At 46.5% G+C, this 23013-nt stretch carries 13 protein-coding genes; 8 read left to right on the top strand and 5 right to left on the bottom strand.

Going from position 1 to position 23013, the window contains the following annotated elements:
• Positions 1-798: 798 nt before the first annotated feature.
• From B9A32_RS14470 to B9A32_RS14450, 5 genes are all read left to right on the top strand, one after another.
• The gene (locus tag B9A32_RS14470; protein WP_170923845.1) at positions 799-2052 is read left to right on the top strand and encodes a response regulator; all 1254 of its coding nucleotides are present in this window, start codon (positions 799-801) and stop codon (positions 2050-2052) included.
• A 140-nt stretch (positions 2053-2192) separates the two neighbouring features.
• The gene (locus B9A32_RS14465) at positions 2193-2621 is read left to right on the top strand and encodes a response regulator (RefSeq protein WP_084070162.1); all 429 of its coding nucleotides are present in this window, start codon (positions 2193-2195) and stop codon (positions 2619-2621) included.
• Positions 2622-2626: 5 nt separating this feature from the next.
• Positions 2627-4099 (top strand): SLC13 family permease, encoded by a 1473-nt coding sequence (locus B9A32_RS14460; protein ID WP_084070161.1) that lies wholly within the window; start codon positions 2627-2629, stop codon positions 4097-4099.
• A gap of 253 nt (positions 4100-4352) precedes the next feature.
• Positions 4353-5732 carry an NAD(P)/FAD-dependent oxidoreductase gene (locus B9A32_RS14455; protein ID WP_084070160.1) on the top strand — a complete coding sequence of 460 codons (1380 nt, stop codon included), beginning with the start codon at positions 4353-4355 and terminating at the stop codon, positions 5730-5732.
• A 138-nt stretch (positions 5733-5870) separates the two neighbouring features.
• Positions 5871-7742 (top strand): bifunctional acetyl-CoA hydrolase/transferase family protein/GNAT family N-acetyltransferase, encoded by a 1872-nt coding sequence (locus B9A32_RS14450; RefSeq protein WP_084070159.1) that lies wholly within the window; start codon positions 5871-5873, stop codon positions 7740-7742.
• Positions 7743-7962: 220 nt separating this feature from the next.
• Here B9A32_RS14450 and B9A32_RS14445 read toward each other — a convergent pair whose 3' ends face one another.
• The 3 genes from B9A32_RS14445 to B9A32_RS14435 form a co-directional block, all read right to left on the bottom strand.
• Positions 7963-9729: an acetate--CoA ligase gene (locus B9A32_RS14445; protein ID WP_084070158.1), complete on the bottom strand. Its 1767-nt coding sequence runs from the start codon at positions 9727-9729 to the stop codon at positions 7963-7965.
• 930 nt (positions 9730-10659) lie between these two features.
• Positions 10660-12471 (bottom strand): acyl-CoA dehydrogenase, encoded by a 1812-nt coding sequence (locus tag B9A32_RS14440; protein WP_084070157.1) that lies wholly within the window; start codon positions 12469-12471, stop codon positions 10660-10662.
• Between the two features lie 2 nt (positions 12472-12473).
• Positions 12474-13106: a TetR/AcrR family transcriptional regulator gene (locus B9A32_RS14435; RefSeq protein ID WP_084070156.1), complete on the bottom strand. Its 633-nt coding sequence runs from the start codon at positions 13104-13106 to the stop codon at positions 12474-12476.
• 374 nt (positions 13107-13480) lie between these two features.
• Here B9A32_RS14435 and B9A32_RS14430 point away from each other — a divergent pair, with 374 nt between their 5' ends.
• The 3 genes from B9A32_RS14430 (at position 13481) to B9A32_RS14420 (ending at position 19317) form a co-directional block, all read left to right on the top strand.
• The gene (locus tag B9A32_RS14430) at positions 13481-14551 is read left to right on the top strand and encodes a tRNA dihydrouridine synthase (RefSeq protein WP_232367172.1); all 1071 of its coding nucleotides are present in this window, start codon (positions 13481-13483) and stop codon (positions 14549-14551) included.
• A 337-nt stretch (positions 14552-14888) separates the two neighbouring features.
• Complete coding sequence (locus B9A32_RS14425; protein WP_084070155.1) at positions 14889-15848, top strand: SPFH domain-containing protein; 960 nt, start codon at positions 14889-14891, stop codon at positions 15846-15848.
• A 148-nt stretch (positions 15849-15996) separates the two neighbouring features.
• A complete protein-coding gene (locus B9A32_RS14420) occupies positions 15997-19317 on the top strand; it encodes an AAA family ATPase (protein WP_084070154.1) in 3321 nt (1106 codons plus the stop codon).
• Positions 19318-19350: 33 nt separating this feature from the next.
• Here the strand turns inward: B9A32_RS14420 and B9A32_RS14415 are convergent, their stop codons facing one another.
• A complete protein-coding gene (locus tag B9A32_RS14415) occupies positions 19351-20961 on the bottom strand; it encodes an acyl--CoA ligase family protein (RefSeq protein WP_084070153.1) in 1611 nt (536 codons plus the stop codon).
• A 239-nt stretch (positions 20962-21200) separates the two neighbouring features.
• Positions 21201-22520 carry a hypothetical protein gene (locus B9A32_RS14410; RefSeq protein ID WP_084070152.1) on the bottom strand — a complete coding sequence of 440 codons (1320 nt, stop codon included), beginning with the start codon at positions 22518-22520 and terminating at the stop codon, positions 21201-21203.
• Positions 22521-23013 lie beyond the last annotated feature (493 nt).

Raw genomic sequence — 23013 nt, 5'->3', positions numbered from 1 at the left:
CATCACAACAAATAATGAAAGTCTATTATAAAAATATCCGAATGGTTCTACCGTTCTGTATGTGTCTGAAATTATGATATTTAAAATTACTTTCTTATAAACTGCCATGGGCAGACCTTCTTCTGACCTCGGTCAGCCCACAACAAAGCTTGAAATATACCTCTTATTCACGGAGTATTTCATATAACCGCCACGGGCGGACCGTATTTTGATCCCGCTCCGCCCACAACAAAGATAGAAATTTTCCACAGATTTGCGGAGTATTTCATATAAAAAAAATATATTCCCCGCAAATGGGCTGAATTCTTTTTGAATCCGGCCCCCATAACAAACCTTTCCTGCCCAAATTCATTCCATAAAAATTTTCGTTCCAATGACGACATGATTCATTTCTGTTTTGCATTTTTCCGGGTAATTTTGCTTTCAAAAAAGTGTACGCTACTTTTTGGGCAATATGAGGGCTGCCATAACGACTATGTTTTATTTTGTTTCAAAATGACTTGATTGCAAAACTTCGTTGTGTTTTATAATGTTTCATTGCGTTCTTGTGTGATTGTGTTTGTTTTTTTAAATATTTGATTTTATTGGAATAATAATTTTGGCATGGGTCTTGCTAAGAATATAAGTAAGAAAACAAATATAGATTAAAATGTTGAGAACAGATATGGCCCATGCCACCTTGCAGTGCCATGATAAAAAATAAGACTTTATCTGTTCCAACCCGGCGCCGGGTAACCGGGCCACATTGCCGCTGAATGATAAAAAATGTTTTTAATGGAAAATAATAAGGAGGATATCATGGCTGTTATCTCAATAACCGGAGCATTGTTTACCCACTCAGATCAGACTGTTATAGAACTTTCATCCGCACTGGGATACAAGGTGCTCACAGATGAAAAAATCATGGAAGAGACGGCCTTGAACCAGGGTGTCAGTCTGGACAATATTCAAAAGGTTTTGGATTCCAAGCAGATTCCCTTTAATGATTTTACCCATGAAAAAGAAAAAATCATTGCAGGGTTGAAAAAAACCATGGCCGAGCATGTTTTACAGGGCGATGTTATTTTTCACGGCATTTTGGGACATCTCATCCCCCGATGGGCCACCCACGTACTCCGGGTGCTTGTCGTGACAGATAAAGAGACCCGCATACTGAACGGTACCTCCCTTTCGGGCAAATCTGAAAAAGAGATAACCCAGGCCGTTAACCTGGCGGATAAGCAGGCCATCCTATGGGTCAACGGACTCACCGGTAAAAAAGCCTGGGATGACTCCTTGTATGACATCGTTGCCCCTTCGGATAAACTTTCCGTGTCTGACACAGTTGCCTTGATTTCTGAGCACCATGCCACCCTTGCATCCATGTCCGAAGAATTTGTGAAAAAAGAGGCCCGGGATTTTGTCCTGGCAGCCCAGGTGGAGGTGGCTCTGTCCACCACCGGTGGTGGACTCAAAGTGTATGCCAATAACGGTGAGATTGTTGTAACCATAGATAAAAATGTACTTTTGCTTTCTAAATTTAAACAGAAAATCACCGATCTTGCCAAAAAAGTGGATGGGGTCACATCCGTGGAGACAAAGATCGGTAAAAATTATTATAAGTCAGACAGCACCTATAGTTTTGAGTTTGAGACCCCGCTCCATGTATTGCTGGTGGACGATGAAAAAGAGTTTGTACAGACCCTTTCCCAGCGGCTCCAGATTCGTCAGATCAACAGCAATGTGGTGTACAGCGGCGAAGATGCCCTGGAAACCGTTAATCGCGATGGTGCCGAAGTGATGGTTCTTGATCTTAAGATGCCCGGAATTGACGGATTCCAGGTGCTTCGGGAGATTAAAAAAACCAAGCCCGAGATTGAGGTGATTATTCTCACCGGCCATGGCACGGAAAAGGATAAAGAGACCTGCATGGAGCTTGGTGCCTTTGCCTATCTCCAGAAACCCGCAGACATTGATCTTTTGGCAGAGACCATGAAAAAAGCCTACGAAAAGATAAATCGCAATAAGGAATTGTCCGGTGGTGATGCCGGTGAAAATAAAAGCAGTAAATAGTAATAACCATAAATTTGATATCCTTTATATGCCTTGAAATTGTGTTACAGCCTTGGGGATGGGTGCCTGAAAATGGGGTTCTCATCCCGGCAAGTGCAAGCCGGTCAATAAAGGGTGTCATAAATCCAATGGAGAAGAAAATGAAAATTAAAGTGTTGATTGTGGATGATGAGGTTGATTTCGCCCAAACCCTGGCCCAGCGGCTGGAGCTCAGAGAATTCTCTGTGACACCGGTGTTTTCCGGGAAGGCTGCTTTGGAAATAGTTGAAGAGATCGATTTTGATGTGGTGGTACTGGATGTTCAAATGCCGGAGATTGACGGTCTTGAAATACTGGAAAAAATCAGAAAATGCCTTCCCCTCACCGAGGTGATTATGCTCACTGGTCAGGCAACGGTGGATAATGCCATCAAGGGAATGAAACTGGGTGCTTTTGATTTTCTTTTGAAGCCGGCGGACACCGATGTGCTGGAAGAAAAAATAAGAGAGGCCCACGGTATTAAAATGAGGCATGAGGATCGAATTCGAAAGGCAGAAATTGAAAATATTATTAAACAGCGGGGCTGGTGAAGATTATGACAACAGAAACCTTGGTCCAAAATGACTCAACCATAGACTGGAAGCGGTGGTTCTTTCTGATACTGGGGCTGGTTCTCTTTTTTGGTGTGAATTTCAGTCCGGCATGGCCCGATGCCGTGGACCCCACAGGTAAACATTTTCTGCTCAGTCCCCAGGCCAAAGGGGCCCTTGCGGTTTTTCTTCTGGCAGGCATCTGGTGGGTGTTTGAAGTGGTTCCCATTGGGGTTACAAGCCTCACCATCGGGGTTTTACAGGTCCTTTTCATGGTGCGTCCTGCAAGTAAGGCGTTCAAGGATTTCATGGACCCGTCGGTGCTTTTTATCTTTGCATCCCTTGTTATTGGCATGGTGTTTACAAAGACGGGTTTGACAAAACGTCTGGCCTATAAAATGCTGTCCATTGTGGGGGAAAGAACCTCCATGATTTACCTGGGCTGCTTTGTGGTCACCGCAGCCCTGACCCACATAATGGCCCACACCGCCGTGGCCGCCACCATGTATCCTTTGCTTCTCACCATTTACCATATGTATGCAGATGATGATACCCCCACAAAATTTGGTAAAGGGCTCTTCATCGGCATGGCCTATGTGGCAGGAGCAGGCTCCATTGTCACCCTTTTGGGGGCGGCCCGGGGGGCTGTTGCTCTGGGGTTTTATAAAGATATCGTGGGAACGGAAATTTCCTTTTTTGATCTTAGTTATTATATGTTTCCCATCGGCTGGGTCATGGTGTTTATCCTTTGGGGGTTTTTCATGATCTTTTTTAAACCGGAAAAGAAAAGCATTCCCGGGCTTAGAGAAAAAGCCGTACGCCTCAATTCAGAAATGGGATCTTTAACGAAAAATGAAATTTTGGCGGCTGTTATTATTTTTTCCTGCATTGCCGTCATGTCCCTTCGCTCTTTTATTCCCATGCTAAAACCAGTGGATAAGACAGCCATTATTCTGATTTCAACCATTTTGTTTTTTGTTCTGGGTATTCTTGATCTTAAAGATCTTGAATCCATTCCCTGGAACATTATTCTTTTGTTCGGCGGTGCCATGAGTATCGGTTTTTGTCTCTGGGAGACCGGTGCGGCGGAATGGCTGGCCATTAACTGGCTCACCATGTTTCAAAATTCCCATTGGTTTGTGTTTGTCATGAGTATTGCCTTTTTTGTCATGATGATGACCAATTTTATCATGAATGTTGCAGCCATTGCCATATCACTGCCCGTGGCCCTTGTCATTGCGCCTTATCTCGGGGTTTCCCCCGAGGTGATTGTGTTTGCTTCCCTTGTCACAGCCGGTATGCCCTTTTTGCTTCTGGTGGGGGCGGCTCCCAATGCCATTGCCTATGATTCCAAACAATTCACCACCGGTGAGTTTTTTAAATACGGTATCCCGGCCAGTGTTATCCTTATGCTCATTGTGGGGATTGCCGTGGCCGTTATCTGGCCCCTCATGGGTATGCCTGTTCTCACCCATTGATCCAGATGATTTTGTAAAAAAACAACGGTCATGCTTTTGGCATGGCCGTTATTTTTTTGAATTTATTTGACATTGTATGTGATAGGTGTATAAATGAAAGGTTTGCTTTTTAAAAAAGCTCGTAATGGGCTCGGGTCTTGGCAAGCTAAAATCAAAGTAGTGGTTTTTGTGGGTATCGCGCATTTATGGGCGGTGGATATCCTACCCTCCCGGCTTCCAATATGAGTGCTACAATTAAGCCATGGAATTTAAAATGAAATATGACGTTATTATTGTGGGCGGCGGTCCGGCAGGCTTGTTTTCAGCATATTATCTCATGGAGCATGCCAATCTCAAGGTGTTGATGATTGAAAAGGGAAAAGCGCCCCTGGCCCGGAAGTGCCCCAATCACACCACCCAGAAGTGTGTCCAGTGCAGTCCTTGCAATATCTTGTCCGGGGTGGGGGGGGCAGGGCTGTACTCCGATGGAAAGCTGAACTTTATTCCCCGCCTTGGTAAAACAGATCTCACCCAGTTTCTGTCCCGGGGGGCGGCCCAGGAACTCATTGATGAAACCGAAGTTATCTTTACCCGTTTTGGCATGGATGGTCCGGTGTACCCCACCAATCTGGAGCAGGCCCGGGAGATTCGAAAGGATGCCAAGCGTTTTGGGATTGATTTGCTGCTCATTAAACAAAAACACCTGGGAAGTAATAATTTACCTGAATATATTGCCCGGATGGCAGACTATATTCAAAACAGGGGCCTGACCATACACACCTCGGAGGAGGTCATGGATGTGGGGGTTGAAAACGGGCGGGTGAACCGGGTGATCACGGACAAGGGTGAATACCTCACTGACAATGTGATCCTGGCACCTGGCCGTATAGGAGCCAACTGGGTGGGAAATCTGGCCCAGAAACACGGTATCCCCCTTTCCCAGCGGGGCATTGAAGTGGGGGTCCGGGTGGAGGTTCACAACGATATCATGGATGATCTTTGCAATATTATCTATGACCCCACTTTTTTTGTACAGACCACCACCTATGATGATCAGACAAGGACCTTTTGTACCAACCAGGGGGGATTTATTTCCCTGGAAAATTACAAGGATTTTGTGTGTGTCAACGGCCATGCCTACACCAATAAAAAGTCCAGCAACACCAATTTTGCCTTTCTTTCCAAGGTGGTACTCACCGAGCCTGTGACCGATAATCAGGCCTATGGAGAATCCATTGGACGCCTGGCAAGCATTATCGGCGGAGGCAAACCCATTCTCCAGCGTTTCGGGGATCTTAAAAGGGGGCGGCGTTCCACCTGGAACCGTATAAAAAAAGGATATCTTGAACCCACCATGACCAACGTGGTGTGTGGAGACATTGCCATGGCCCTTCCCGAGCGCATTTTATCCAATCTCATTGAAGGGCTTGAAACTTTGAATCTGGTGGTGCCGGGGGTTTCCAATGACGAGACCCTGCTCTATGCGCCGGAAATTAAATTTTTTGCCACCCAAATGAAAACAGATGCCCACCTGGAAACCCCTGTAAAGGGGATTTATGTGGCAGGAGACGGTCCCGGTGTGGCCGGTAACATTGTCTCTGCTGCGGCCACAGGCCTTATTCCTGCCAAAAAAATAATCCAAGGTTCTGCTTGACCCTGAAAGGGTCCCATAATATCCTTGGAGCAGGTTGATAAATGAAATCTTAGCTTCCCCTTATTTTGGGGATGTTCTTTTAAATCATGTAAGAAAACTGGCCTTAATTGGACCAAAGAAGAGGCCCGGGAAAAGAATATGGATGTGACAAAATACTGTCCAGAAAAAATATTTACACCGGAAGAGGCTGTTCAGAAAATTAAAAATGGAAGCAGGGTTTTTGTGGGTACGGGCTGTGGAGAGCCCCAGCAACTTATCAAAGCCATGGTGGATGACCCGCACATACAGGATATAATTATATATCAGATGCTCTCCTCCACACTTGCCAGATATGTGGAAGATCCCAATTTTTTGAATCGTTTCAGTCTCAAGCTTTTTTTTATCAGTGTTTCCATGCGGCAGGCCGCCTTTGAGGGAAAAATTGATTATATACCTGTCTATCTTTCCCAGATTCCCCAGATTTTTTATTCCCAGGAAATCGGTCTGGATGTGGCCCTCATCCAGGTGAGTCCCCCGGATCGTTTTGGATTCTGCAGTCTTGGCATATCCGTTGATATCACACTTGCAGGTATGCAAAGTGCCATGACGGTGATTGCCCAGATAAACCCTGAGATGCCAAGAACCTGGGGGGACAGCCTTGTCCATGTGGATGAGATTGACTTTCTGGTGCTCCATGAAGAATCTGTGGTGGAAATGCAGCATCGGGAAAAAAATAATTATGTGGCAGAACGCATTGGCCACTATATTAATCAGATGGTGGATGACGGTGCCACCATCCAGGTGGGGTTCGGGCATTTACCCAATGCCGTGGTCTCCTACCTGGACGACAAAAAGGATCTGGGACTTCACACCCAGGTGATCACCGACGGGTTGTTGCCGCTTTTCAAAAAAAAGGTAATTAATAATCGCAATAAATCTTATCTTCCCGGCCGGGCCGTGGCGTCATTGTGCATGGGGTCAAGGGAGCTTTATGATTATGTCAATGACAATCCCATGTTTTATTTCAGATCATCGGAATTTGTTAACGATCCCAATGTGATTGCGAAAAATGATAATTTTATTTCCATCAGTTCAGCCCTGGAACTGGACCTCACCGGTCAGATCTGCACCGATTCAAAGGACTATCTTTTTTACAGCGGTATTGGCGATCAGGTGGATTTTATCCGGGGAAGCGCGTTGAGTAAAGGGGGCTTTTCCATCATTGTCATTCCCTCCACGGCCCAGAATGGAAAAGTGTCCCGCATTGTTCCCCACCTCAGTGAAGGGGCCGGTGTGGCCACCACCCGGGGGGATATTGACATTGTGATCACTGAATACGGCATTGCAGAATTACGGCGTAAAAGCATTTATCAACGTGTTATCGAACTTGCCCAGGTGGCCCATCCAAGATTTCGCAATCAGCTCATTGAAGAGGCAAAAAAGCGGCGTTATATCTTTCCGGATCAACTGCCCCCCACCAGCCAGGACCTGCTTTTTCTCGATAATTACCACTCCACCATGTCCCTGCCCATGGGGAAAAGCATCAGTTTCAGGCCGTTGTTGCCGTCGGATGAGTTTGAATCCCGGCATTTTTTCTATTCCCTCCAGGAAAACACCATTTATTATCGTTTTTTTCACAAAAGAAAAGTTTTTTCCAGAAAAATGCTCCAGGGCCAGTGGGCCAGTGTGGATTATCGCAGGAATATGTCCATCATTGGATTTCGTCAACTGGGTAAACGAAAACAGATCGTCGCCATTGGTTCCTATGCTGAAATTGACAGGGAAACCGCAGAAGTTGCATTTGTGGTAAAGGAAGAGATACACAGCATGGGCATTGGTTCCCATCTTCTGGATCTTCTGGAAAACATTGCCAAGGAAAATCAATACAAACGATTTACAGCCACAGTGCTTGCGGAAAACAGGAAAATGATCCGTGTGTTCCAGAAGCGCTATCCCCACGCAAAAATGGCACGCAGTGGCGGCAGTGAAGTGGAAATCGAAATGCCCTTTGATCCTGAACCTGAGTTTTGAGTCCGGTTTTTAATGTGTGCCGTTTCATATAACTGCCATGGGCAGATCATATTGGGGGTTGACTTGCCGCAATAAAATTTAAACTCTAATTATTACAGATCTTTGGCTGGAGTTTTATATAACCGCCACGGGCGGACCGTATGTTGATATGGGTCCGCCCGTAACGATTTTTAAAAGGTATCACACCCCTTGATTCCAGGGGTATGATATGGAGATAGACTTATTTCTTTTTGGAACTCAGTTCCGGAAAGTCCCAGTAGAAATATTCTTCGCTGGCAGGACCTTCGCCCTTTTCTTTACGGGCAACTTCATTTTCCCGCAGCTCAATACGTCTGATTTTACCACTGATGGTTTTGGGAACCTCTGTAACAAATTCAATGATTCTTGGAATTTTGAATTTGGCAAGGATGTTGATGGTGTGCTGGAAAATTTCCAGGGCAAGCTCCCTTGAGGGTTCAAATCCTGCATTGAGAATTACATAGGCCTTGACCAGCTGATGGCGTTTGGGATCAGGGGATCCGATGACCGCAGCTTCACCCACAGAGGGATGCTCCACAAGGGCGCTTTCCACCTCAAAGGGACCCACACGGAAATCAGAGGATTTGATCACATCGTCGGCCCGGCCCACAAACCACCAGTATCCGTCGGTATCAATGGATGCCCGGTCGCCGGTGTAATAATAGTTGTCCACAAAAACCGATGCCATTTTTTCCGGGCTGCCGATGTATTCGGTGAAAAGGCCGATGGCCCGCCATTTGTCAAGCTTTACCACAATGTGACCGGGCTCATCCGGTACAGTGATCTCTTTTCCTTCATCGTCAACCAGGGCCACATCGTACATGAATGAGGGATATCCAAAGGAACCGGATTTCATTTTGCCTTTCATCCACGGGGGATTACCGATCATGGCTGTGGATTCAGTCTGGCCGTAAAAATCACGGATTTCAGTGCCTGTGGCTTCTTTCCACTGGGTGATAACCTCCGGGTTCAGGGGTTCTCCTGCACCAATGGACTGACGCAGGGAAGATAGATCATATTTGGACATGTCCATGTTGATGAACATTCTCCAGGCAGTGGGGGGCGCACAAAAGATAGAAACTTTATGTTTTTCAATGGCCTCAAGATATTGTTTGCCGTCAAGAACTGTGAAGTTAAACCCTGCAACGGTGGCACCCACATTCAAGGGGCCAAAAAAGCTGCTCCAGGCCCATTTGGCCCAGCCCGGGGCACTTAAGTTGTGGTGAATATCCGTGGGTTGGATGCCGGTGAGAACCGAGGTGGACAGATGGCCTATGGGATATGATCCTGCAGTGTGTCCCACACGTTTGGGCAGCCCGGTGGTGCCGGAGGTGAAAAAGCAGAAAATGACATCGTCTGATTTTGTTTTGGCCGCTTCTGCGGTTTCTGCCTGTTTTTCAAGTTCAGTATAGCTGACCCATCCCTCTTTGGCACCCAGTACGATTTTGATTTTAGGAGCGGTGCCGGTCTCTTTCAGGGCTTCATCCATGAGCTCTGTGAATTCTTCAGCACATACGATGCAATCCGGTGCATAGGCTTCAAAACGAAATTGCAGCTCACGCATGGTCATGCTGGTGGCCGTGGGAACATTGACAAGCCCGCCCTTGACACAGGCATAGTGGGAAAACCAGGTTTCAGGAACAATGGGGTTCATCATGTACATATTGTCCCCTTTTTCAATTCCTGCACCGCGAAGGGCATTGAGACATTGATTACCCCTGGCAGCAAATTGGGAATAAGTAAAAGAGGCTTCTTCCTTGGTTGCGATATCCGTCCACACCAAAGCTGTGTGATCGCCACGCTCCTTGACATGGAGGCCTTCAAAAATTTCTTCAGCCCAGTTGAAGTATTCAGGAAGTTCCATGAAGTTCAATTTCTCAAAGAATGCCTTGGCAGCAGCTTCTTTATTGTCGTTGTCTTCCATCATGTTAATTTCCATGACTTCTTTGTACAGATTTTCCATGGCCATAGGTTCTCTCCTTGGGATACCGGTTTCGACGGGATGTCGTTAAAATGAATATTGCCTGTGTGATTATGATTTATTAATTGATGATAACTTTTGGGAAACTGATGTTATATGCCAACACAAAAAATATATCATCAATCAGGGAGCCAGCAGATTTTAATCCACCGTCTAATTAAGCTGATATTTTTAAATAATTACTTTCCAGACGCTATAAATGGTAAATTAATATGTTCTGAGTCCCTTGTTTGGGTCAGACAACGGGGATGACCGCCACCTGTTTTTTACTTCTTTTTAGATTCCAGATTCAGGAATTTAGGAATGAGTTTTTGTTAAGAAAAGAATAAAAGATTAATTGAAATCAAGCTTTTTGATTTTCCTAACGAGCGCTCAGTCTATTTATAATTAAGATGTATAAATGAATCTTCTTTATTTTGTCAAAGACTTTTTTTAGGTTGCACTATTTATTAAATGAATGAAATTCAAAAAAGGCGGTGAAAAAGGGGGGGATTTTAATACGCAGAGTGGGTTTATATGACTTGTTTCGGTTCTTTTTATTAACCTGAAATAACCGTCCCGGGCGGATCGAAATCAAAATACGGTCCAGCCGGAGCCGTTTGATATGAAAAGGGGAACTTCAATTCCCCTCAGCAGAGCCCCCCGGGGGGTAATAGGAATCGGCCAATTGAGCTGTCCACAGTTCCGGCCGGGCCCATTGCCCTCGGGGGGCGGCATAATGCCATTTTCTATAACCGCCACGGGCGGACCTTATTCTGATCCGGATCTGCCCGCAACAAAGCATGAAGTACGCCTCTTATTTACGGAGTATTTCATATAACTGCCACGGGCAGACCTTATTCTGATGCGGTTCTGCCCACAACACAACTTGAAATACGCCCCCGGTTTGCGGAGTATTTCATATAAAAAAAATGAAATTTATCCGATGAAAGCCGCCTCGGGCATTTCCATGACCGGTGTATAATTGGTGGTCAGTCCATTCATTTTACCCAAAGTGGTGGGAAGCTGGCAGGTGATGAAATAATCGGCAGTGGACACCTGACCCTGGTAATAGGCCACATCTTTTTTCTTGGCTTTTTCAATTTTCGGGGCAGCCACCACGGCCCGCCAGAGATGAAACCATGCCATGACCACATCACCGGTGACATCCAGGAAGGGGTGGGCCGCAGCAAAGGCATTGAGCACCTGTTCTGACATGGCGGTCATCCCCATGTGCATGGCCACTTCGCCCAGACGGTTCACAGCGGTTTCAAATTTTTCCGCCATGGGCACAAGGGTTTCGATTTCCTTTGCCGCTGCCATGGTTTTATTCATTTCACCCAGAAGATCCATAAACGGTTTGCCTTTGTTCATGCCAAGTTTTCTGCCCAGAAGATCCATGGCCTGGATGCCGTTGGTCCCTTCATAGATGCTGGTGATTTTGCAATCCCGGAGCAGTTGTTCCTGGGGATATTCCCGGATATATCCATATCCGCCATATACCTGGATACCCTGGGCGCACACTTCAAAGGATCGGTCCGTGCAATAGGCTTTTAAGATGGGGGTCAAAAGTTCAATAAGCCCTTTGTAACGGGCTTTTTCCTTTTCATCTTCAGCCAGGTTCACCTTGTCAAATAAAAGGCCGGTGTAATAAAGCAGGGTGCGCATGCCTTCCACATAGGCCTTCATGGAGATGAGCTGCCTTCTCACATCAGGATGCTTGATAATGGACACGGATTGGGGATTTTTATCAAACATTTTTAAAAGATCTGTTCCCTGGACCCGTTCTTTTGCATAATTTACGGCATTTATGTAAGATGCCGTGGCAAAGCCGAATCCCTGCATGCCGGTGCCCAGCCGGGCCTCATTCATCATGACAAACATGGCTTTCATGCCTTTGTTTTCTTCCCCCAGAAGCTCCCCAATACAGGTCCCTTTAGCACCAAAGGACAGTGATGCCGTGGTGTTGCCGTGGATGCCCATTTTCTTTTCAATGCCGGTGCACTCCACATTGTTGGGTTCCCCGGGGGTGCCGTCTTCATTTATTTTGTATTTGGGAACCAGAAAAAGGGAAATCCCCTTGGTGCCGGCCGGGGCACCTTCAATGCGGGCCAATACCGGATGAACGATGTTTTCCGTTAAATCTTGATCGCCACCGGAGATAAATATTTTATTTCCGGTGATGGAGAAGGTACCGTCATCATTTCTGACAGCGGTGGTGCTCAAGGCCCCCACATCGGAACCGGCTTCAGGTTCGGTGAGGCACATGGTCCCCCCCCATTTGCCTGTGTAAAGGTTGGCAAGGTAGGTTTTTTTCTGGGCATCGGTGCCAAACTCTTCCACAAGCTTACCGGCTCCATGGGTCAGTCCCGGGTACATCATAAAAGAACAATTGGCACCGGTGAACATTTCCCCTGCTGCCATGGCAAGGGCTTTGGGCATGCCCTGCCCTCCATATTCCGGGTCATCACACATGGCCACCCACTCCCCCTCACAAAAAAGGCGGTAGGGTTTATGAAAGCCTTCGGGCACATGAACCTGACCATCTTTGAGAATACAACCGACTTCATCTCCCTCTGCCTGGGTGGGGAGAATTTCCTTAATGGCCAGATTCCGGGCTTCGGTGATGACCATGTCAATGGTTTTTTTGTTGAAATCTTCAAACCGTTCATGTTTTGAAAGATCTGCAAGATTGAGCATCTCATGAAGTACAAAGTCCTGGTCCCGTCTGTCAGCAATGTGTTGTGCCATGGTTAATTCTCCTGTGAAGTTTGATTTTTGGCAACGCCGTTTAAAAATATATTGAAAATCAATTCAAGTCGTTTGTGATGGATTTTGTCATCTTGTTCTTCAAACAGGGAGGACCAAGACACGGAATGGGCAATGTCCGTAAACAAAAGGGCCATTTCCCGGGGGGGATAGGATTTAAATTCATTGTCCCGGCCTTGTTCAAAGGTTTTTTGAAACAGGGATACCATTTTATCATTCATGCGGTTTACCTTTTGATTCAGTTTGGGCAGGAGTACCGAATCAATGGTGCTGCGCTCGGATATATAAATACGAATAAATTCACTGTTTGTGCGGTAAAATTTTGATTTGGCAAATAAAAATTGTTTTAATTTTTCCGTGGGGGAAAGGTCTGGTTGAATGCTGATTTCATAGAGAATATCCCCTAACTGGTGGACCCGCTCCATGACAAGATCATGGTAAATCTGTTTCTTGCTGGAGAAATATTTATATATGGTTCCAAGGGGGTATTGGGCAACTTCACTGATCTGGGCCATGGTGGTGCCATGAAATCCCTGGGCTGCAAATATGGAAAGGGCCGCTTCCATGATTTCCCGTTGTCGTCTTAAATCATCTCGTTCTTTTCTTGAAATATCCATTATATATTCTCCATTAGTATTTCAATGTTAGAATATATATTCTATTTTTAGATCCAATTGTCAAGTGTTTTTAATTGTCACCCCGGATTGCCTGTGAAAAAAACTGATTACTGCAAAAAAATGGAACGAAAATATTGCCTTCCATGGTCCCGGACTTGTATTATCGGCAGGGCTGGGATAAAAAACATCAATACGATAATGTTAACTTGATCCCAGGCACAGGGGCTGAAAAATAAATTAAATTTTTGATGAAAAATGTCCTGTTGTGTCTGGATTTATATGAGACTCCATCCAAAGAGTTGTAATAATTAGGGTTTCATCTTTCATTGTGGGCAGAGCCGGATCAAAATAAGGTTTGCCCATGGCAGTTTTATATGAAATACTCCGCAAACCGGGGATGTATTTCAAGTTTTGTTGTGGGCGGAACGGGATCAGAATACGGTCCGTCCGTGGCGGTTATAAGGAAAAATATGGACGTAAAATTGATATTGGCGCCGTTACAGGGCTATACAGATGCAGTTTTCAGAGAAATTTATACCAACCATTTTTCAGGGGTGGATGAGGCCCTGGCACCCTTTGTTTCCACCATGGGGGAGCAGCGCCTTAAGCCCGCCCGCATCAAAGATCTTTTGCCCGAAAACAACCCCAACCTTCCCGTGGTTCCCCAGATTCTTGGCAATGTGGGGGGGGATTTTATCTTCATGGCACAGCACCTCAGTCAATACGGATACGACACCATGAACTGGAACATGGGGTGCCCCCATTCCAAGATAGCCAAGAAAAGACGCGGATCAGGCATATTGCCCTGGCCGGATATGGTGGAGACACTTTTGGAGGAGGTGTTTGCCAGCGGGGTGTGCAGGTTATCCGTAAAGGTGAGACTGGGCAGAAAGGATAAGGACGAAATTTTTAAGCTCTTGCCGGTGTTTGAAAAATATCCCCTGGAAGAGATCATTGTTCATCCCAGAACCGGCGTGCAGATGTACGAGGGTGAGGCTGATGTTGACGCCTTTGAACGGGTGAGCCGACACACCGATCACTGCCTGGTGTACAATGGAGATATCACCTCTTTGGAAAAATTTAAAACCATCCAGGCCCGATTTCCCAAAATTGGTAAATTCATGATAGGCAGGGGAATATTGGCGGATCCGTTTCTGCCCGCCAGAATTAAAGGCCTTTCCTGGGATCATTCCCGGGAGCTTGAGATCATCAAAGCCTTCCATGATGAGCTGTTTTACACCTATTCGGAAAAATTTTTTGGTCCTGTGCATGTCACAGGCCGCATGAAGGGGTTCTGGGCTTATATCGGTCCTTCCTTTAAAAACAGCAGAAAGCCTTTAAAAAAATTGTTAAAGGCCCGGGACAGAGAGGCATACAAGCAGGCGGCAGATGCTTACTTTGCATCGTCTCCCCAATATTGCCCCTGCAGCCATGGCTCTTGTTAAAAAAAAATTGACCCTTTTTGCAGTTTGGGTTATGCTTTCTTCACTAATAATGTAAAATTCGTCCAGGATATATGATAACCTGTAGACACATCTGAAGTTTTAGTTGTCAGTCTCCCCATTTGCCCACAGTAGAAATATAGTCAATATCCCCTGAACTAAAAATTCAGGGGCTTGCAAATTAAATTGCAGATTCGGTTGCCCTTTCGGGCGTTAAAAATTGCGGATATAACTGCCGCGGGCAGACCTTATTCTGGCCTGGGCCTGCCCACAACAAAGCTTGAAATACACCCTTGGTTTGCGGAGTATTTCATATAAAAAAAACTTAAAAGGAGTTAGCATGACGGATGAAAAGGCAGTACCCATTTTTCTCCAGCGGGCACGGGTGGGAATTTTTCTTCGCAGGCTCATGTTTTTTTTATTTGTTTTTGCCACCCTTTACAGCCTTGTGGCCATCATTTATTCCACCCGGGTGATTTACAAGGTGAAACTCAACTATGCCATGGTCATAGAGCAGCTCAACGGCACAAGAAAGGCTGTGACCAAGGTGGGATGGCACGCCAGGCTTCCTTTTTTTACGCGCATAGAGCAGGATGTGCCCCTGATGAACCAGAGCCTTTATCTTGGTAACACCATGGAACCCATGCGCATTATTTCCAAAGAAAATGTTGCCTTGTGGACCTCGGCGGTGCTCACCTACCGCATTAACAATCTCAAGGTGTGGGCCATAGAAAATCTTTTTCCCCGGGATCTGCTCCAGGGCGATTTTGACGGTATTGTCAAGGATATTCTCCAGGCCCAGAAGGTGGACAGCCTCATCAGTGACCGGGAACAGATTAAGGAAAAAATTTTTAATGCATTAAAATCCCGACCCATTAATGAAAACGGTCCCACCCTGGAAGAAAAATACGGTATGGAGGTGGTCAGTTTTGTGCTCCGGGAAACCCGATTCGGCGATAAGTTGGTGGAGGCCACAGAGGAGAAAAAACGAAGGGAGCTCATTGCCGAGGCCGCCAATTATGCCGCAGATCAGGAGGCTGACCGCATTCGTAAACTGTATAAGGCCTATCTTGACAGTATCAGCTCTCTCCAGGATGCTTTGGGGGGAGAAGAACAGGGGATCAGTACGGATCTTTTGCAGTTTTTAACCCAGCAGAAATGGGCCACGGCCTATGCCAACCAGACCGGACAAAAAACCTTTGTGATGCATGACAGCGGGATAGTTCCAGCCCTGACCCTTCCACCTGATCCCGTGAAATGCACCCCGGTGAAACAAGAAAACAAGGTGTTGGATAAATAAGCATTCCAACAAAGGATTTCACCCATGGTATTTTATTGTTTGGGTAACTGTTACCTGCATGTTGTAATCACGGATTCAGATTGTATTTGCTTCAATAGGGGATGCACGTGTCGGGTATGACACCCACAATACTTTCCGGAGGTATTCCATGCCAAGACGGCTGACCAAAGAGAAAACCCACATTCGTCTCCCTGAAACACAAATAGAACGCATTGATCGTCTGGTGGATTCCTGGTCCCATGAAACCCGGGCCTTTATGAGGGCTCGGTTGAATCAATATCAGCCCGGTTCCCGGATATTTAAATGGATAAAGGCGGCTTTTTTCCGGTTGTTTTTTTTACGGCGGAAAAACAGGCGTATGCATGTGTTAAATGATCCTGATATCCTCACTGACTGGAAAAAACGTTTCAGGTATTCCGGCGAAACCCATCCGGGAAAATCGTGGAATAAAATCATTGAAAAAGAGTTAAGTTCGGCGGAACGTCAATATTTGCTGGCCATCCTTGACAGCCATCTCACCGATATCCATGTGCCGGTGGAGGTGGAAGAGATCATTGAAAAAATATACCGGGCCCACATTCGAAAGGAATATCTCACCGGGCAGGACGTTCCCAAGGCTCCCTTGCTGTTGGTGGAAGGTGCCAGCGGCAGTGGTAAAACCGCCACTGTTCAGGAGGGTATTGATGAGGTTATTTTTAAAGATGAGGTGATTCCCACCATTGACTGGCGGGTGAAACGGGATGAAATCCTGGCCAAAGAAGGACTTTTTACCAATTTGGAAGATGTGGACCCCGAATTTGCCATGGCACTTGCCATGGGACGGGTCCGGCGATTTTACCGACGGCTTTCCAGAATTCCCCTGGTGAACCGCATGTTTAAAAAAAGAATTCTGGAGAACCTTACCCAATTTGAAGAGCGGGGAATTGTGGTGGATTACGCCACCATCACCCCCAATGATTATCAGACCGCCTATGCCGGGGAACCGGGCAATCTTTTTCGAAAGGCCATGGGACATCCCCGGGTCACGGCCATTCGCCATGTGGAAGAGGCCCACAGCGCCTTTGGCAAGGCTGAGAGCAGGGAGATGGGGGCTTCGGGTCAGCAGCGTTCCCTCATTGACACCGCCAATATTGTACTTGATGAGATCATGAACGGCACCCGGGACTGTTTTATTGTGGCCACCACAGACCAGGCCCATCGGTTTGATCCGTCCATTTATCGGCGTTTTGTGGAAAAGGGTCGGATCATTGATGTGTCTGAATACTGGATGAACCCTTTAAATTTAAAGCAGATTGTGCTGCTGGAGCTGAGACGGCATAATCTTACCATGGAAGATGACGGAGACCACAGCCCCCTGAATCTCACAGTGGAAAAAATTTATGGTGTTTTCCGGGAGCGCAGTCTCAAGGTAACCCCTGCCTATGTTCGAAAACTGGTGGAGTCGGTGATAGACATGAAAGAGCGTTTTGAACCGGACATGCTGGAAGATCCTTTTCTGGTGCGCAATGCCTTTCAACTGGTGGCCCGGAATGTGTACGGGGAATTGTATAAAAAAGTGGTGGATCGCATGGATCGCAATGCCCCCTGGGAGGAATATGTGGGCAATATCAAAGATAAATTCAGCGAGATGGCCAACAATTGTTTCACCTATGGAGTGAGTGAAGACAAAGGCGTGGTGCTTACAGGGCCCCCGGGGAGCGGTAAAACTTTTCTGGTGCGCACCTGGCTGAGTGAAAGTGACCATGTTCATGACATTGCCACAAGCCCTGCAGCCCTCCAGGATCCCACCAATCCCATCCATGGGGTGGTGGCGAACCTGGACCGGGTGTATGACATTGCCAAGATGATTGCGCCGGCTGTGGTGTTTTTTGATGAAGGCGATTCCCTGGCACCCCGGAGAAGCCCGTCAGGGGGCGCTCCCTCCGATGCGGTGACCAATAAATTTTTAAACATCATTGATGGTGAAATTCCATTGAACAAGGTGTTCACCGTTCTCACCACCAACCGTCTGGATATTCTGGACCCGGCCCTTATCCGCTCCAAACGGCTTAAGGTTCTTGAGGTCTCCGGACATCTGCGTCAAAAGGACATTGCCGATATCATCAAAAAACAATTTGCCGCCATTGCCCATGGACGTCAGATCTCCGTGGAGCGGATCATTGAAACGGCCCAGGGGATCTGCAACAGTCCTGCTGATTTCTCAGCTTTTACGGAAAAGGCCATTGCCCTTTGTTCCACGGAGTATAAAGTCCTTCTTAACCTCAGAGAGCTTAAGGATTCTTCGGAAACAGATAAGATCAATTTCATTAAATTTAATTTTAAAACCCTCATGGGAATTCTGGATGCCATGAATGCCCCTCCTTTGCTCAAGGCGGAAATCCAGGGAGACCCCATTCATTTTGTCCGCCGCTATGCCACCATTCTTAAATTGGCAAAGCGCATCAACAATGAAAAAGAGTACCCCATTGGCCAGACCCATCTGGAGTCCGCCCGTAAGGAAATTTCCAAAAGTCCTGTGCGTAAAGGACATGTGCAGCTCAATGAATTTCTGGAGGCAGAGTTGAGTCAGGAAGCCCAGGTGGGCTTTATCATCGGGGTGGGGGCCAATGAAATGACGGGGATTTTGCTTCCCATCGCAACCAGTCTCACCAGCCGTTTAAAACAGGAACATATTCTGGTTACAGGGGCCGTGTCCTCTCCGGCGGACAGTGCGGCCCAGATGGATCTGGCCGTGCAGATGACCCGGCAGTCGGCAAGGGAGGCCTTGACCATGGTGAAAAATTATCTCCAGGAGCTTTCCGGGGACATTAACATTGCCGGCCTTTTTGAAGATTTTTTAAAACGGTATGCCATTCACCATCAGCTGTTGTCTGCCTCTTACAATGTGGGGGGGCCGTCGGCGGGATATGCCCTGGCCTTAAACACCCTGTCGGCGTTGTTGAGAATTCCGCTGTGCAACGATTTTGGCATCACCGGAGCCCCCTGGACCAAGGGGGTTAGAAAGGCTGAGGTGGGGGGATCGGTGATCATTGGCGGGCATCGTAAAAAAACGGAAAAAGTGCTGCTTCATTTGCGGCGCATGTACATGCCCCTGCAGAATTACAAGGATCTGGAACCGGAGTTTTTAATGGGATACTGGGCCGCAGGAAAAGATATCATTGCTGTGACCCATTTTGCAGATCTCATTCCTGAAGTGGCATCCCTTGGCGGGGAACACGATGAAAAACGCAATAAATTGGTGGAAATGCGCATTCGCATCAAATCCCAGGCCTACCATGGGGTGAAACGAAATCATAAAAAATTGAAACAAGAGATTGTCCAGGTGAAGCAAGAACTTCAACAGATACTGGAGGCAGAAATTTTAAGTCGACTTGATGCCATTAAGCGATATCTTCTGGATAAGGAGCGGGACCGCTATCTGGCCCATGAGCGAATTTTTGAAATTTATAAGGAAACTGCCACCCCCTGATTGTTCCGGGGGCGACAGTGATGAGACATAAAGTTAGTTGACCATGCGTGAGCGACCTTTCCACTCTCTGTCCCGGAGTTTAAATTTCTGAATTTTACCGGTGGCAGTTTTGGGCAATTCCCCAAACTCTATGGCCTTGGGAGCCTTAAACCGGGCGATGTTGTCTTTGCAAAAGGCAATGATATCTTCGGCTGTGGGATTGGTCCCCGGCATGGGAACCACAAAGGCCTTGGGAACTTCACCCCACTTTTCATCCGGGATGGGCACCACTGCCACCTCCATGATTTCAGGATGCTGGTACAGGACATTTTCCACTTCCACAGTGGAAATATTTTCCCCGCCACTGATGATGATATCTTTTTTGCGATCCATGATCTGTGCATAGTTGTTGGGGTGCATTACGGCAAGATCACCACTGTGGAACCACCCCCCCTTGAACGCTTCTTCAGTGGCTTCGGGATCTTTGTAATAACCGAGCATGACATTGTTCCCCCGCATGACAATTTCACCAATGGTCTTTCCATCCTTGGGAACCGGTTCCATGGTTTCGGGATTTACAACATCCATGTACATGGCCACAATATATGGAACCCCTTGGCGGGCCTTGAGTTTTGCCCTTTCTTCCAGGGGCAGATTATCCCACTTGGATTGCCACTGGCAGACGCTGTGGGGGCCGAACACCTCGGTTAAGCCATAGGTCTGGGTGATATTGGCACCAATGTTTTCCATGTTCTGGATCACTGTGGGGGCCGGGGGGGCACCTGCTGTCATTATTTCCAGGCGGTGGTCCAGGGTGATATTTTGCTGGGTGGCATAGGTGGACATGCCAATGAGAATGGTGGGGGCTGCGCAAAGATGGGTGACCTTTTTAACATCAATCAGGCGATAGATCTCTTCGGGGACCACTTTTCTAAGACAGAGGTTGGTGCCGCCCATGGCCGTGATACCCCAGGTAAAACACCAGCCGTTGCAATGGAACATGGGAAGGGTCCATAAATAGGTGGAATGGCTGTTGACACCGAATTCCAGCTGTTCACCCAGGGCATTCATGTAAGCGCCACGGTGATGATACATGACTCCCTTGGGCCGTCCGGTGGTGCCGGAGGTGTAGTTCATGCTGATGACCTGGTATTCATCGTCAATGTCGGGAACCATGGGGTCTGGGGAACCTGTGGCCAGAAACTCTTCGTATTCCACGCCGTTAAGGGGGCGATCATCACTGATATCGCATATGTTAACGCACGCTTTGAGTTTTGGCATCTCCTCCATCATGGAAGAGATACTTTTGGAAAATTCATTGTCTGCAAAAAGAGCTTTGGCATCGGAATGATCAATAATATAGGTCAATTCACCCGGGGAAAGGCGTATGTTTATACTCACAAGAACAGCGCCGATCATGGGGACCGCAAAATGGGCTTCCAGCATGGGGGGCGTGTTGGGGCAGATAAAGGCAACTTTATCTCCCTTGCCCACGCCTATTTTTTTCAGGGCACTTGCCAGGCGATTTACCCGTTGGTAAAATTCTGTGTATGAATATTCCTTGTCTTCATAGATCACCGCAATTTTATCATCATATACGGCTGCGGCTCGGCTGATGAAATGGACCGGTGTCAGGATATCAAAATAGGCACTGTTATTGGACATATGTGTGTTTCCTTTATCGGGAGAAAATGTGAACTAAAGTACCCTTCATTTGTCAGCTTTACATTATTGGGGCAATGGGCCCGTTTTCAGGGAATCATTTCCACAAACTGTAAGCTGAATTTTTGTGATAATATGAGAATATCAGAAATAAGACGAATTTTTTCAGGGGGAAGGAACCGCCGGCTGGGAATAATTCCAACCGGCGGCGTGAGTCATCTGCTGGTTAAATTGTTATGGTATCAATGCTCATGGACATAAAAGGGCCATTTGTGAAAGAACCATTCATTCCACAACAGTGGAATAATCCACCAGAAATTCCATACCAGGGATTCTCCATGGGTGAATTTATGATCCCAGTGCGGATTACCAAGACCCCAGTCTCCCCAGCCAACATAGTAGAATACCACGTAGTTAATGGCACAAAGAATGAGAACACCCACGGTCCTGAAACCAAAGGCACCCCAGGAGTCCTTGTCGGCCATGGGAACCATATCGTCAAAATAGTGGTGCCAGATAAGAAAGGGAATAAGGGTGAATCCTGCGATTTCTGCGGCGTGATACCATAAGAATCGCAAAAGTTCTGCATTTTCAGGTTTGGCTTCCTGCAGGTGGTGGATAACATCATGGGGCAGCCACAAAGGAGCAATGGCAACGCAGATCAGAGCAATGATATAAGCTGCAACTACATTGATAATGAATGAAATAAGGCCTTTCCATGGTTGGGGAAGGGCAATGAGGCTCCAGGGTTTCATGCGCCATACATTGGGGGTCATGAAAAGAATAACGATCATCCATTCCCACCAGCCAAATACCCAGTGAAGATGATTAAAATTGGCAATGCCGCCCCACCAGGGAGTGTTCAGACCAAAGGATGCACCCAGGGCCTTGCCATATACCAGTCCCCAGAAGGGTACGATAAGTGTGGTGTAGAAAATCAGGGTCCAGAATGAGCACCAGGTGATTTCCAGAAGCCCTGCCTGGGGCTGGGAAAGATCACTTGGTTGTACCGGCCACTTGCCAAATAAGATGGTGACAAAGGGATAGCTGTAAAAACCGATGAGTACAAAACAGACCACAGCACTTTCTGCAAAATGTTTCGCCTGCATGGTGGCCAAGTCTAATTTGCCTGCCTGGCCTGCGGCGGCAAGTGCTTCTAAGTTGTCCTGGCTTAAAAAATTAAAACCTAAACCTAAAATTTTATAAAAGACAATGTGGATGACAAACCACACCAGGCCCAGATTAACAATGGTCTCCACAATTCCCCGGGCCGGTTGGGGTAACTTGGCAAAGGGCCAGTCTCCCAGAAACATATGTTGATAAAGTCCCACCAAAATCATCATGGCCAGGTACATGACAAAGGGATAGGGAAATGCCTTAACAATTCCTCTGGGGTCACTTAAAAGATACCATAATCCCCAAGCAATCAGGGTAAAACAGATCAGCGAAATAATTCCGGTCAAGGGCTGTCCCCATCGGGCCGTCAATTCCCCCGGGGCCGCCGCTTTTTTTTCTTCTGCCTTGATTGAACTACCGGGTTGAACAACACCTGCTTCTGCCATACTTTTCTTCCTCCGTTGAATGTTAATCTGAGCCTTCACTTTTCCCCAACCTGTGAAGTGCTCCCTTTCATCGACGAAAACAACAAACTAAAATTACATTTTTGGGCATCCGTCATATGCCATTGAAAATGATTTACGCATTTTTTAAAAAAACGTGTCAGAAAATGAAAACATTATTATGTATGTACAAAATAGAAACAAAAGTTCCTTTTTTGGGGTGCAAACATCAAAAACGATTTTATTCACAGACTGAACTTAATATTATAGTCTAAATATGCGTTAAACGAAATTTTATGTAAATAATTTGATGGAATTTCTTAAATAACAATGACTGTGGTTACAACGGATGTAAATAATATATTAAATTTGTTACTTGAGTATTTTGGCTGACTGCCACGGGCAGACCTTGTTCTGATTTTGTTTTGCCCACAACAAAGCAGAAAAAATTTCCCGATTTATCGAAAATTTTTATAAAAAGTAAAAATATCCATTT

This window comes from Desulfocicer vacuolatum DSM 3385 (genome assembly GCF_900176365.1).
In the GTDB taxonomy this organism is placed as follows: domain Bacteria; phylum Desulfobacterota; class Desulfobacteria; order Desulfobacterales; family Desulfobacteraceae; genus Desulfocicer; species Desulfocicer vacuolatum.
Note: the sequence above shows the minus strand (reverse complement) of the source record. Positions and strands in the feature narration are given on the sequence as shown.